Source organism: Herminiimonas fonticola (genome assembly GCF_003293745.1).
Classification (GTDB): Bacteria; Pseudomonadota; Gammaproteobacteria; order Burkholderiales; family Burkholderiaceae_D; genus Oxalicibacterium; species Oxalicibacterium fonticola.
Genome location: NZ_PTLZ01000004.1, coordinates 212,349 through 225,665 on the forward strand (window position 1 = coordinate 212,349; position 13,317 = coordinate 225,665).

At 52.9% G+C, this 13,317-nt stretch carries 10 protein-coding genes; 9 read left to right on the forward strand and 1 reads right to left on the reverse strand.

Features of this window, described 5'->3' with window-relative positions; translation table 11 throughout:
* Positions 1-13 precede the first annotated feature (13 nt).
* Entirely contained in the window at positions 14-1,228 is a 1,215-nt protein-coding gene (locus Hfont_RS13400) for a nitrate/nitrite transporter (RefSeq protein WP_112992912.1), read from the reverse strand.
* A gap of 271 nt (positions 1,229-1,499) precedes the next feature.
* On the opposite strand from Hfont_RS13400, the gene nirB reads away from it, so the two are divergent.
* From nirB to dnaG, 9 genes are all read left to right on the forward strand, one after another.
* The gene (nirB, locus tag Hfont_RS13405) at positions 1,500-3,938 is read left to right on the forward strand and encodes a nitrite reductase large subunit NirB (protein WP_112992913.1); all 2,439 of its coding nucleotides are present in this window, start codon (positions 1,500-1,502) and stop codon (positions 3,936-3,938) included.
* A 94-nt stretch (positions 3,939-4,032) separates the two neighbouring features.
* The gene (gene nirD, locus Hfont_RS13410) at positions 4,033-4,386 is read left to right on the forward strand and encodes a nitrite reductase small subunit NirD (protein ID WP_112992914.1); all 354 of its coding nucleotides are present in this window, start codon (positions 4,033-4,035) and stop codon (positions 4,384-4,386) included.
* Entirely contained in the window at positions 4,383-7,223 is a 2,841-nt protein-coding gene (locus Hfont_RS13415) for a nitrate reductase (RefSeq protein WP_112992915.1), read from the forward strand. Before nirD ends, Hfont_RS13415 begins: the two co-directional genes overlap by 4 nt.
* A gap of 100 nt (positions 7,224-7,323) precedes the next feature.
* Positions 7,324-8,319 (forward strand): DNA-binding protein YbiB, encoded by a 996-nt coding sequence (ybiB, locus tag Hfont_RS13420; protein WP_112992916.1) that lies wholly within the window; start codon positions 7,324-7,326, stop codon positions 8,317-8,319.
* Complete coding sequence (cobA, locus tag Hfont_RS13425; protein WP_241523119.1) at positions 8,303-9,103, forward strand: uroporphyrinogen-III C-methyltransferase; 801 nt, start codon at positions 8,303-8,305, stop codon at positions 9,101-9,103. Before ybiB ends, cobA begins: the two co-directional genes overlap by 17 nt.
* An 82-nt stretch (positions 9,104-9,185) precedes the next feature.
* Positions 9,186-10,382 (forward strand): BaiN/RdsA family NAD(P)/FAD-dependent oxidoreductase, encoded by a 1,197-nt coding sequence (locus Hfont_RS13430; RefSeq protein WP_112992918.1) that lies wholly within the window; start codon positions 9,186-9,188, stop codon positions 10,380-10,382.
* Between the two features lie 132 nt (positions 10,383-10,514).
* A complete protein-coding gene (rpsU, locus tag Hfont_RS13435; protein ID WP_112992919.1) occupies positions 10,515-10,727 on the forward strand; it encodes a 30S ribosomal protein S21 in 213 nt (70 codons plus the stop codon).
* A gap of 163 nt (positions 10,728-10,890) precedes the next feature.
* Complete coding sequence (locus tag Hfont_RS13440; RefSeq protein WP_112992920.1) at positions 10,891-11,340, forward strand: GatB/YqeY domain-containing protein; 450 nt, start codon at positions 10,891-10,893, stop codon at positions 11,338-11,340.
* A 49-nt stretch (positions 11,341-11,389) separates the two neighbouring features.
* Positions 11,390-13,198: a DNA primase gene (gene dnaG, locus Hfont_RS13445; RefSeq protein ID WP_112992921.1), complete on the forward strand. Its 1,809-nt coding sequence runs from the start codon at positions 11,390-11,392 to the stop codon at positions 13,196-13,198.
* Positions 13,199-13,317 lie beyond the last annotated feature (119 nt).

A 13,317-nucleotide genomic window follows, 5' to 3' on the forward strand; every position in this document is an offset into this window, starting at 1 on the left:
GACAGATACTGAATCAGATTTTTGCATTCGTCATGGCCGCGCTGCCCCAGGTTGTACGCCAGCGATTTTTCACTGCGGACAAACCGAGCAAGGCAACGATGGCCAATGCCGCGAACACAATCAACCCGCCTTGATAGCTGCCGGTTAATTGCTTCGAGTAACCAAGGCTGGATGCCAGATAGAAACCACCTATGCCGCCAGCCATGCCGACCAAACCAGTCATGACACCGATTTCCTTGCGGAAGCGTTGCGGGACCAATTGGAATACCGCGCCGTTGCCCACACCCAGTGCCAGCATCGCGAGTACGAAGATAGCGACAGCCGCGCCTGCCGATGACAAACCGAAGCTGGCGATCAGCATGAAGCTTGCTGCCAGCATATACATCATAGACAAAGTTTTGATGCCGCCTATGCGGTCGGCCAGACGGCCGCCCAATGGACGGATGGCAGAGCCGGCGAATACGCATGCTGCGGTGAAATAACCGGCGGTCACTGGTGACAAGCCATATTGACCATTGAAGTAAATCGTCAGCGACGATGCCAGACCAGAGAAGCCGCCAAAGGTCACGCTATAGAAGAACATGAACCACCATGCATCCTTGTCTTTCAATACATGCAGATATTCAAGCAGCGATTTTGCTGGCGGTGCATTAGGCGCATCCTTGGTAAATACCAGATAGACGATAAAAGCCACGCTCAGCGGAATCAGACACAGGCCGAACACATTTTGCCAGCCGAAGATGATGGCCAGTGTTGGCGCAAACAATGCAGCGAAAGCGGTGCCCGAGTTACCGGCACCCGCAATACCCAGCGCAGTACCTTGATGTTCAGGTGGATACCAGCGCGACGCCAGCGGCAGCGCGACAGCAAATGCCGCACCGGCGAAACCGAGGATGACGCCGAACGCCAGCATCGTGTGATAAGTGCTCAAGTCGCCCAGCCATGCCCACAACATGCCGCTCATGACGATGACCTGGCCGATGATGCCGGCTTTTTTCGGTTTCAAATGATCAACCAGTACGCCCATGACGATGCGTAATAAGGCACCTGACAATAAAGGAGTGGCAACCATCAGTCCTTTTTGTGCGGGAGTCAGGCCTAGGTCGCCGGAAATTTGAACGGCCAGTGGACCGAGGATGACCCAGACCATGAAACTCAGGTCGAAGTAAAAGAATGAAGCAAGCAGGGTAGGTGTATGACCCGCTTTCCAGAATGATGATTTTTGCATGAGATCTCGCTGAGTTAGACAATATGCATCTAAATATGCAAGGGTTATGCCACTTTAGTGCAAGCACAGTCCACGAATGGGCGCGCTTAATGCTCCTTGAATTCCATGAGTAGCACTGCACCAAATAAAAGGCATATTGCACTTGTTAAGTGCGCAAATTACTTTCTATTGGTGCAGAAACAGCTTTTTTCGAGAAAAGCGCACAAAAAGTAAAACTGGCATCTGTTTTGCTTATTTGAATTCGCGAACAACAAATCTGTGGGATGCAGCGATGAAAAAAATGAAACTGGTCATGGTCGGTAACGGTATGGCAGGCGTGCGTACTTTGGAAGAATTACGCAAGATTGCACCGGACTTATATGACATTACGGTATTCGGCGCCGAGCCTTATGCCAATTACAACCGTATTTTGCTGTCCCCGGTTTTGGCCGGTGAGCAAACTATCCAGGACATCATGTTGAACGATGTCGACTGGTATGTAGAAAACGACATCAAACTGCACTTGGGCAAAAAGATCGTCAAGATCGATCGCGTCAAACGTGTAGTGATTGCAGATGACGGTACTACTGCCGAATACGATCGCCTGTTGCTGGCTACCGGTTCCAATCCTTTCATGTTGCCGATTCCGGGTAAAGATCTGGAAGGTGTGATTTCCTATCGTGATATCTACGATACCAACGCGATGATAGAAGCGGCCAAAGTGCATACCGATGCGGTTGTCATCGGTGGCGGTTTGCTGGGTCTGGAAGCAGCCAACGGTTTGAAGCTGCGCGGCATGAACGTTACGGTGGTTCATTTGCCGGAAACACTGATGGAACGCCAACTCGATAACGTCGCTGGCAAGATGCTGCAAAAATCGCTGGAAGATCGCGGCCTCAACTTCCTGCTCGGTAAAAATTCGCAAGAAGTCATCGGTGATGAAAACGGTCGCGTCAAGGCATTGCGCTTTACCGACGGTACAGAAATCCCGGCGCAACTGGTCGTGATGGCCGTCGGCATACGCCCGAACACACAACTCGCTGAAGAAACCGGCATCTATTGCAATCGCGGTATCGTCGTCAACGATACGATGCAAACCTACGATCCTAAGGTGTATTCAGTTGGTGAATGCGTCAATCATCGCGGTACTGCATACGGCCTGGTTGCCCCCTTGTTTGAAATGGCAAAAGTTTGCGCCAATCATTTGGCCAACTTCGGTATCGGCCGTTATCAAGGTTCCGTTACCTCGACCAAACTGAAAGTAACCGGCATTGACTTGTTCTCGGCCGGTGAATTCCTCGGTGGTGAAGGTACGGAAGAAATCATGTTGTCCGATCCTATAGGCGGCGTGTATAAAAAGTTGGTCTTGAAAGACGACAAACTGGTCGGCGCTTGTTTGTACGGTGACACCGTCGATGGCAGCTGGTACTTCAGCTTGTTGCGCGAAGGCAAAGACATCAGCGAAATTCGTGATTCCCTGATGTTCGGCGAAGCCAATACCACTCGTCCAGGTGACACGGGTCATGAAGGTTTCAGCAAAGCGGCCGCAATGCCTGACAGCGCAGAAGTCTGCGGCTGTAACGGCGTGTGCAAAGGCACCATCGTTACGGCAATCAAGGAAAAAGGCCTGTTCACGATCGAAGACGTGCGCAAGCATACCAAGGCATCTGCCTCTTGCGGTTCGTGTACCGGTCTGGTTGAACAAATCATCATGGCAACTGCCGGTGGTGATTACTCGGTATCGAGCAAAGCCAAACCGATGTGCGGCTGTACCGATCATACGCATCAAGAAGTGCGCGATGCGATCAAGAAAGACAAGATGTTGTCGGTCGCAGAAGTGCAGCAAAAGATGAGCTGGCGTACGCCTAACGGTTGCTCAAGCTGCCGTCCGGGTATCAACTATTACCTGATCTCGACCTGGCCGCATGAAGCCAAGGACGATCCGCAATCGCGTTACATCAATGAACGCGCACACGCGAACATCCAGAAAGACGGCACTTTCTCGGTGATTCCACGTATGTGGGGCGGCGAAACCAACTCGTCAGAACTGCGCCGCATCGCCGACGTGGTCGACAAGTTCAAGATTCCTACTGTCAAGGTTACCGGTGGTCAGCGCATCGATTTGCTGGGTGTGAAAAAGGAAGATTTGCGCGAAGTCTGGCATGACCTCGGCATGCCATCCGGTCTTGCGTATGCAAAAGGTTTGCGTACAGTGAAGACTTGCGTAGGTTCGGAATGGTGCCGTTTCGGTACTCAGGATTCGACCAAGATGGGGCAACAACTTGAGCGTCAACTGGCACGGATGTATGCTCCGCACAAGGTTAAACTTGCTGTCTCTGGTTGCCCACGCAACTGCGCAGAATCCGGTATCAAAGACGTAGGCATTATCGGCGTCGATTCCGGTTGGGAACTCTATGTAGGCGGCAACGGCGGCATCAAGACAGAAGTTGCAGAATTCTTTGTCAAACTGAAAACGCATGAAGAAGTGCTGGAATACGCTGGTGCCTTCCTGCAGTTGTATCGTGAAGAAGGCTGGTACCTGGAACGAACCGTGCATTACCTTGCGCGTGTTGGTCTTGATCATGCGAAACAAAAAGTGCTGGAAGATGAGGAAAACCGCAAGGCCTTGTACGAGCGCTTGTTGTTCTCGCTCGAAGGTGAAGCCGATCCTTGGCATGAACCTGAAAAAGCGATGGTCGATACGCGTCAATTCGAGCCATTGTCGATCTAATCAGGATGGCACTCGCGCTTAATGTACGAGTGCCAATTACACAGCACACAACCGCAGTAAACAACATCTATAACAATTTTTATCAAGGTCATGTATGTCAAACCAATGGAAAGTCATCTGCAAGGTAACGGACATTCCAGTCCTCGGTTCCCGCGTCGTCAATCGCACAGACAAGCCGAACGTCGCCATTTTTCGCAATAGCGAAGACAAGGTTTTCGCCTTGCTGGATCGCTGCCCGCACAAGGGTGGCCCTCTGTCGCAAGGTATTGTGTTCGGCGAGCGCGTCGCCTGTCCCTTGCACAACTGGAGCATAGGCTTGGGCGATGGCTGTGCCGCTGCACCGGACGAAGGCTGCACACAAAAATACAGCGTCAAGGTTGAAGGCGGTGATGTCTATCTGGATGTAATCGAACTGAATGCGCCGGTCAGCGAGGCTGCCGCTGCATGAGTGAATCACTGCTTTCTGCTGCCCGGCCTGAATCTGCAACGGCATCTGCTGCAAATGCATCCGCAGTAGCGCAACTTCCGACCGAAACCAAAGCCACCTGCTGTTATTGCGGGGTGGGCTGCGGTGTCTTGATTCAAAGCGATGGAGAGAAGGTGATCGCCGTGCGCGGCGATCCGGATCATCCGGCCAACTTCGGCCGTCTGTGTACCAAGGGCAGCACCTTGCATTTAACTGCGCGTCCGGCACTGCAACAGCAGTCGCGCGCGCTGTATCCGGAAATGCGTCTGGCCCGCAGCGATGAGCGCGAGCGCACATCGTGGGCGACGACTATGGATTTCATCGTCAATAAATTTGCCGCCACGATACGCGATCACGGCCCGGATAGCGTCGGCTTTTATTTGTCTGGTCAGTTGCTGACCGAGGATTACTACGTATTCAACAAGCTGGCGAAAGGCTTGATCGGCACCAATAACGTCGATACCAATTCGCGTTTGTGCATGTCGAGTGCAGTCGCCGGTTACAAGCAAACCCTGGGTGCCGACGCGCCGCCACCTTGCTATGAAGATATCGATCAGGCTCAAGTCATTTTTATCGTCGGCTCGAACACTGCGTACGCGCATCCAATCATCTATCGCCGTATCGAAGATGCACGCAAGGCCAATCCTTTGCTGAAAGTCATCGTCGCCGATCCGCGCCGTACCGATACTGCGCGCGAAGCTGATTTGTTCTTGCCTATCTTGCCGGGCACAGACGTCGCGCTGTTCAACGGCATGTTGCATATCTGTTTGTGGGAAGACCTGGTCGACCTCGAATATATTGAAGCGCACACGGAAGGTTTTGCCGAACTAAAGCAAACCGTGCGCGAGTACACACCTAAATTTGTTGCCGATATCTGCGGCATCAAAGAAGAAGATTTGATGCAGGCCGCACGCATGTTCGGCAAATCGAAAGCAACCTTGTCCATGTATTGCCAGGGTTTGAATCAATCCTCATCCGGCACTGCAAAAAACGCGGCACTGATCAACCTGCATCTGGCCACACATCAAATCGGCAAGCCTGGCGCAGGACCGTTTTCATTAACCGGCCAACCGAATGCGATGGGCGGTCGAGAAGTTGGCGGCCTCGCCACCATGTTGTCGGCGCATCGCGATCTGGCGAACCCGCAGCATCGCGCAGAAATCGCAAAATTATGGGGTGTGGCCGATGTACCGGCGACACCTGGAAAAAGTGCTGTGGAAATGTTCGAAGCGGTACACACCGGTGACATCAAGATCATCTGGATCGTCTGTACCAACCCGGCGCAATCGATGCCTGAGCAGGCCATGATCCGCGAAGCACTGCGCAATGCCGAACTCGTCATCGTGCAGGAAGCGTACAAAACGACGGCAAGCTGCGACTACGCAGACGTGCTGTTACCGGCGTCGACCTGGAGCGAGAAAGAAGGCACGGTTACCAATTCCGAACGTCGCATTACGCGTTTCAAATCCGTGTTGCCGAAGCTGGCCGAAACTAAACACGATTGGGAAATCGCAGTCGACTTCGCGCGCAAGCTGGAAGGTGCACTCGGCAAACCATCGTCTATCTTCCCGTTTGAAACGACAGAAGAAATCTGGAATGAACATCGCGAATCTACCCGTGGCCGCGACCTGGATATCACAGGTTTGAGCTTCAAACTGCTGGAAGAACAAGGCCCGCAACAATGGCCGTTTCCAGAAGGCGCGACTACCGGCAAGAAACGTTTGTATGAAGATGGCATATTCCCGACGGCGACCGGCCGCGCGAAGTTTGCCAACACGGTTTATCAGCCAGTCGCTGAACCCGTTGATGCACGTTACCCCTTCCATTTAACGACGGGACGTTTGCGCGATCAATGGCATGGCATGAGCCGTACCGGTACCGTCGCGCAATTGTTTTCGCATGCGTCGGAACCGTCGGTTGTCTTGTCCAAAGTGGATATGGAGCGCCGCCTGCTTAATGTCGGTGACCTGGTGCATGTGACTAGCAAACGCGGTTCACAGATTTTCCCGGTTGCATTGGGTGATGATATGCGCGCGGGGCAGGCTTTCATCGGCATGCATTGGGGCGAGGAATATGTATCCGGTCGTGGCCGCGATGGTGATGGCACTTACGGTGTGAACGCGTTGACCACACCGGCATATGACCCCAGCTCCAAGCAGCCTGAGTTGAAGCATGCCGCAGTCAAGATTTTGAAAGCAGAATTCCCTTGGCGCTTTATCGTGTTCGGCTGGATAGACGAAGCCAAGCTGCTCGACTTGCAAACGGCGTTGCGGCCCATGATGCGCAAGTTCGCGTATGCGTCGTGCACGCTGTTTGGGCGCGATAAAGTTGGCGTCTTATTCCGCGCAGCGGACGATTACGCCGCGAATCCAGCGTTGACTGCAGAGATAGAAGAAAAATTCAGCATCGCCGGTGCACAAGTGCTGCGCTATGACGATACCAAGCGCGGCAATTCGCGTCGCATTCTGATTGTCGATGGCAAGTTGCAGGCGGTAGCACTCGCGGGTGATATTTCTGCCGAAGGCTGGTTGAAGGAATATCTGGAAAGCGAACAACCGGTTGCTGCATTGGGTCGCTTGTTGTTGATGCCATCGAACAAGCCGCCGCAAAACTTCAAGTCGCGTGGACGTATCGTCTGCAACTGCTTCAATATCTCCGAAACGGAAATCAACGATAGCTTGATCGGCGTGCGTGGTGACGTCGATGTGAAACTGGCTGGTTTGCAGCAGACATTGAAGTGCGGCACCAACTGCGGATCATGCGTGCCGGAATTGAAGAAAATCATTTCCAGCCAACAGATGCCTGCCAAAGCTGCCTAAGCTACCGTACTTTTCATTTTAATTTTCGCTGTAAATTTTCCTTCGCCTTTCCCCGGTTCTGCACTTTCGCAGAATCGGGCTTCGGTGTACCCTCTGCGGCATGCAAAATCCTTCCAATACCGAACCACTCGCTACTGCTCGTTTCATCAAGGAAATCGGGCGTGGCGTCAAAGGCGCGCGCAGTTTGTCGCGCGACGATGCCAAGCTATTGTATGCAGCCATGCTGGACGGACGAGTGTCCGATCTGGAAATGGGCGGCATCATGCTGGCGATGCGCATCAAGGGTGAATCGGTGGATGAGATTGCCGGCTTTGTCGATGCGGCAGAAGCATCGTTCGAACCTTTGGTTGCGCCGGTCAGCGAGTATGCACCTATCGTGATCCCGAGTTATAACGGCGCGCGTCAGATGCCTAACTTGCTGCCTTTGATGGCATTGCTGCTGGCACGCGAAGGTGCGCCTGTATTTATCCACGGCGTGACTAGCGACCCAGGTCGGGTGACGAGTGCGGAAATTTTGAAGGAACTCGGTTATCCGGTTTCGCACAATGCGCAGCAAGTTGCCGAACAGTTTGCGCGCCGTGCGCCTGTATTGATGCCGATTGAAGATCTGGCTCCGCGCATGTCGCGTTTGCTGGCGATGCGCCGCATACTTGGCGTGCGTAACTCTACGCATACCCTGGTCAAGATCATGCAGCCGTTTGCCACGCCGGCCTTGCGCCTGACCTCGTACACGCATCCTGAGTACCTTGCCATGTTGACTACTTATTTCACGACGGCTGCACCATCAGAGCGCGGTGAAGTGTTTTTAATGCGTGGTACTGAAGGCGAAACTGTCGCCAATGCCAAGCGTGCACAACAAATAAGCTGGATGCATGACAGTGAGTGCACAATTCTGGTGCAAAAACAGGAGCCGACTGACGAATTACCGCCATTGCCTGCGGAACGTGACGCTCTTACGACGGCTAGATGGATAGAAGCCGCGCTGCGCGGCGAAGAACCTATCCCTGTCTCCATTTTAGAGCAGGTGGAACAGTGTTTGCTTGTAGCTAAACATCTACAAAGTAAACATGGTGGTCAAGATGGAGCAGTTCGGTAAGGTATTAGGTAAAGTATTTTTGGTCGGCGCAGGTCCAGGTGATCCGGATCTGCTGACAATCAAGGCGGTAAAAGCCATCGCCCAGGCGGATGTGATCCTGATCGACGATCTGGTCAATCCTGAAGTCTTGCAATATGCGCCAGCAACTGCGCGCATCGTCAACGTCGGCAAGCGCGGCGGCTGCAAACAAACCCCACAAGAATTCATCGAACGTTTGATGTTGTCCGAAGCGCAAGCCGGACAATGCGTCGTGCGCTTGAAAGGCGGCGATCCGTTTATCTTCGGCCGTGGCGGCGAAGAGCGTGATCATCTGCAAGCTGAAGGCGTTGAAGTCGAAGTCATTAACGGCATCAGTAGCGGTCTTGCTGCGCCTGCATCTATCGGCGTTCCACTCACACATAGAGAATGGAGTCAGGGCGCAATCTTTATCACCGGTCACGGCAAAAACGCAGAATCCAACCCTGACTGGAATACGCTGGCCAAACTCAATCTGACGCTGGTGATTTACATGGGCGTCGCCCGCTCGACAGAAATTCAGGCTGCCTTGCTGGAAGGTGGTAAAGCCGGCAGCACGCCAGTCGCCGTGATTCAATCAGCAACCGGCATGGCGCAAGCGCAATTGATTACGACCCTGGCAGAATTGCCACAAGCTTTAGCTGCATCGACGATAGGTAGCCCCGCCATCATCGTGATCGGCGATGTTGTGCGCTGCGCGACGGAATTTGCCAAGCAATCCGACGTGCAAACTCTGCGCGATATCGTATTGCAAAAAATGACAGCATAAGGTTTTGAAATGAAAACAGCCGCGTCCTCCTGGCCGGCTGCGCTTACAATCACGACTTACTTTTTCTCGCTGGTAGTAAGTCATGACAAAACAAGTTGATGTTGCCGTAATCGGTGCCGGTGCCGCGGGCATGATGTGCGCGGCCGTCGCCGGGCAACGTGGCAAAAGCGTGCTGCTGATCGATCACGCCGCCAAGCTCGCAGAAAAAATCCGCATCTCTGGCGGCGGTCGCTGCAATTTCACCAACATAGACGCCACGCCGCAAAACTTCCTGTCGCAGAATCCCCATTTTTGCAAAAGTGCCTTGTCGCGCTACACGCCGCAGGATTTTCTCGCCTTGATGAAGCGTTATCGCATCGCGTATCACGAGAAACACAAAGGCCAATTGTTTTGTGACGATTCAGCAGAAGACATCATCAGCATGTTGAAAGCCGAATGCGCGCTCGGTAACGTGGCGTGGCGCATGCCATGTAGCGTGAAGGCTGTAAACAAAAGCGATGACTTGTTCCGCATTGAAACCAATACCGGCGAAATACTCGCAAGCAGTGTCGTGATTGCGACTGGTGGCTTGTCGATTCCTAAAATCGGTGCGACTGATTTTGCTTATCGCATAGCCAAACAATTCGATTTGAAAATGGTGGAGCCGCGTCCTGGCCTGGTACCTTTGACTTTTGATCTGGCAAGTTGGGAGCCTTTCGTGCCGCTGGCTGGCATCGCCTTGCCGGTGGAAGTAGAAACCGGCGTCAAGAAAGCACGCGGTTATTTCAAGGAAGATTTACTGTTTACACATCGCGGCCTGTCCGGCCCGGCGATTCTGCAGATTTCCAGTTTCTGGGAGCCGGGTACACCCTTGATTATTAATCTGGTGCCCGAAGTCGATATTGCCAAAGCGCTGATAGAGGGTAAATCCAGCAGCAAGAAAAATCTCGGCAATCAATTGGCGCAATGGTTGCCGTCACGGCTGGCTGACGAATGGCTGATCGTGAATGGTTTTAAAAGTGATGCGCGCGTTGCCGACATGCAAGACAAGCAACTGCGTCAGTTGGGTGCCTCAATTAATCGCTGGAACATTATTCCGAACGGCTCGGAAGGTTATCGCAAGGCGGAAGTCACTCTGGGTGGCATCGATACGCGTGAATTGTCGCAGCAGACCATGATGACTAATAAAGTGCCGGGTTTGCATTTCATAGGAGAATCAGTCGACGTCACCGGCTGGTTGGGCGGTTATAACTTCCAGTGGGCGTGGGCTTCAGGTGTTGCGGCGGGGCAATCCGTTTAGTGACCCCGCGTAAATTAGTGGATTCCGTGGTATTTTTCCTTCAAATTGAACATCGGTAAATAAAGAGTCTTCCATTTGCTAAACAAGACTGCTATACTCTTCGACTCACTACCCAACATTGGTTTACCTTACATGACCACTATCCGCTTTAAAGAAAACGAGCCGTTCGAAGTCGCTATGCGTCGCTTCAAGCGCACTATTGAAAAAACCGGTTTGCTGACCGATTTGCGTGCGCGCGAGTTTTACGAGAAGCCAACTGCTGAACGTAAGCGCAAGCTCGCTGCAGCTGTGAAACGCCATTACAAGCGTATCCGCAGCCAGCAATTGCCTAAGAAGCTGTACTAATTCTTGAAAGCTGCGCGCCTGATGTGCGTGCGGTTCAAGAACTTAGTTGTAAACCCGCTCCGGTGTTGGTCCGCAGCGGGTTTTGGCGTTTTTAATGGTCTGATTTTATTGGATTGTTTTTAAAGACAGTTTTAAAGATTAACTACCAGATACCGGAGTGCGTATGAGTTTGAAAGAACAGATCACCGAAGACATGAAATCGGCAATGCGCGCCAAAGAAGCCGGCAAGCTCGGTACGATTCGCCTGATTACCGCTGCGATCAAGCAAAAAGAAGTCGATGAGCGCATCGAGCTGAACGATACGCAAGTGCTGGCGATCGTTGAAAAAATGATCAAGCAGCGTAAGGATTCGATTTCGCAATTCCAGGCTGGCGGCCGTCAGGATCTGGTTGATATCGAAGAAGCAGAACTCACTGTCTTGACGACATATATGCCGAGCGCATTATCCGATGCAGAAGTGCAGAGCGAAGTTGCTGCTGCAGTTGCTGCATCCGGCGCTGCCGGCCCGCAGGATATGGGCAAAGTCATGGCAATCTTGAAAGCGAAACTCGCTGGTCGCGCTGATATGACTGCTGTATCCGGTCTGGTCAAGGCTGCATTGACCAAAGGCTGATTGCCTTTTGTGTCGCCATATTCAAACTCACGATTAGCTTGAACCCGACGTGATTCCACAGTCGTTTATTCAGGATCTGCTCAACCGCGTCGACATCGTCGATGTGGTGGGTCGTTACGTGCAGCTGAAAAAGGGTGGCGCCAATTTCATGGGTTTGTGCCCGTTTCACAACGAAAAATCCCCCAGCTTTACTGTTAGTCCGACCAAGCAGTTTTATCACTGCTTTGGCTGCGGTGCGCATGGCACGGCGATCGGATTTTTGATCGAATATTCCGGCATGGGCTTCGTCGAAGCGGTCAAGGATTTGGCGCAGAACGTCGGCATGATCGTGCCCGAAGCCGAGGATCGTTTGCCGCCTGCGCAACGCGCTGAACAGCAAGCGAAAAGCATGGCATTGTCGGAGGCGATGAATCGCGCATGCGATTTTTATCGTCAGCAATTGCGGCATGCCGAAACTGCAAAAAGTTACTTGATCGGGCGCGGGCTGACCGGCGAAATCGCGGCGCGTTACGGCATGGGTTATGCGCCTGATGGCTGGGATGGTTTGCGCGACGTGTTCCCTGATTACGAATTGGATGCACTGGTTGAGTCCGGCCTTGTCATTAACAGGGTGGAAGAAGAGGGTGCGAGCGGCGGGCCGCGCAAACGCTACGACCGCTTCCGCGATCGCATTATGTTCCCGATTCGCAATTCCAAAGGTCAGGTGATCGGTTTTGGTGGTCGCGTGATGGGCGACGGTGAGCCTAAATACTTGAATTCGCCCGAAACGCCCTTATTTCAAAAGGGTAGCGAACTGTATGGATTGTTCGAGGCGCGACAGGCGATACGTGACGCCGGTTACGTCTTGGTGACCGAAGGTTATATGGATGTGGTGGCGCTGGCGCAACTGGGCTTTCCGCAAGTGGTGGCAACCTTGGGTACTGCATGCACAGCGATACATGTGCAAAAACTGTTGCGCCAAACCGATCAGGTGATTTTCAGTTTCGATGGTGACAAGGCTGGCCGACGTGCAGCAAGGCGCGCGCTGGAAGCCAGTTTGCCGTATGCCGGTGACAACAAGGTTATCAAATTTTTGTTCCTGCCCAGCGAGCATGATCCGGATAGTTATATCCGCGCGATGGGTACAGAGTCGTTCGAAAAGCAGGTGCAGGATGCCATGCCTTTATCGCAATTCCTGTTGAAGGAAGCTGTGGGCGATAACGATCTCGGATCGCCGGAAGGCAGGGCGCGCGCGCAGTTTGATGCGAAGCCTTTATTGCAGGCATTGCCGGCATCTTCATTGCGTTTGCAAATTGTGCGCAGTCTGGCGCAGGTAACGGAAAGTACACCGGCAGAGATTGAGGCCCTGTTTGAACTGGCACAACCGATTTCGCGTGTGCGTGCTGCACCGCCTAAAGGCAAGCGCACTGCGCCAGTGGGCTTGGAGCGCCAGATCATGCGCTTGCTGGTTGCGCATCCGGTGCTGGCTGCCGAGCTGGATCAGTCTGCCTTGAATGTAGCAACGTACTTTGCGCCGGATCGCACCGACATGCTGGAACAGTTGGTGGAAATGAGTCGCGAGATGGGCGCGCATGCAAATTTTGCGACCTTGGCTGAGTTGCTGCGTTCGACCGGATCGGATTTCGATCCATTGATTGCAGAAATAGCCGCCGAATCCGAATCGAATATCGATGTGGCGCGACTGGAGCTGGCTGGCGCGATCCGGCAAACCAAAATGAAAGTTTTGACGGCGGAAATTGAAACTCTGGTGGCGGCAGGCTTGAGCGGTGAATCGGCACAGTCTCGTTACCGCGATTTAACCTTGCAGCAAGAACAATTAAGGCGACAGGCACAGGCAGAAAAGGCGCAAAGAGACTAATTTTGCTCTTGTGTAGAGGGGGAATGCGCCCCCATATGCTATAATTAAAGGCTTTCGATTCAACGCCTTAGAGTTGCAGGTGTTGTAAGGGATCGGAAAGAAAATCAATAAACTTGCGC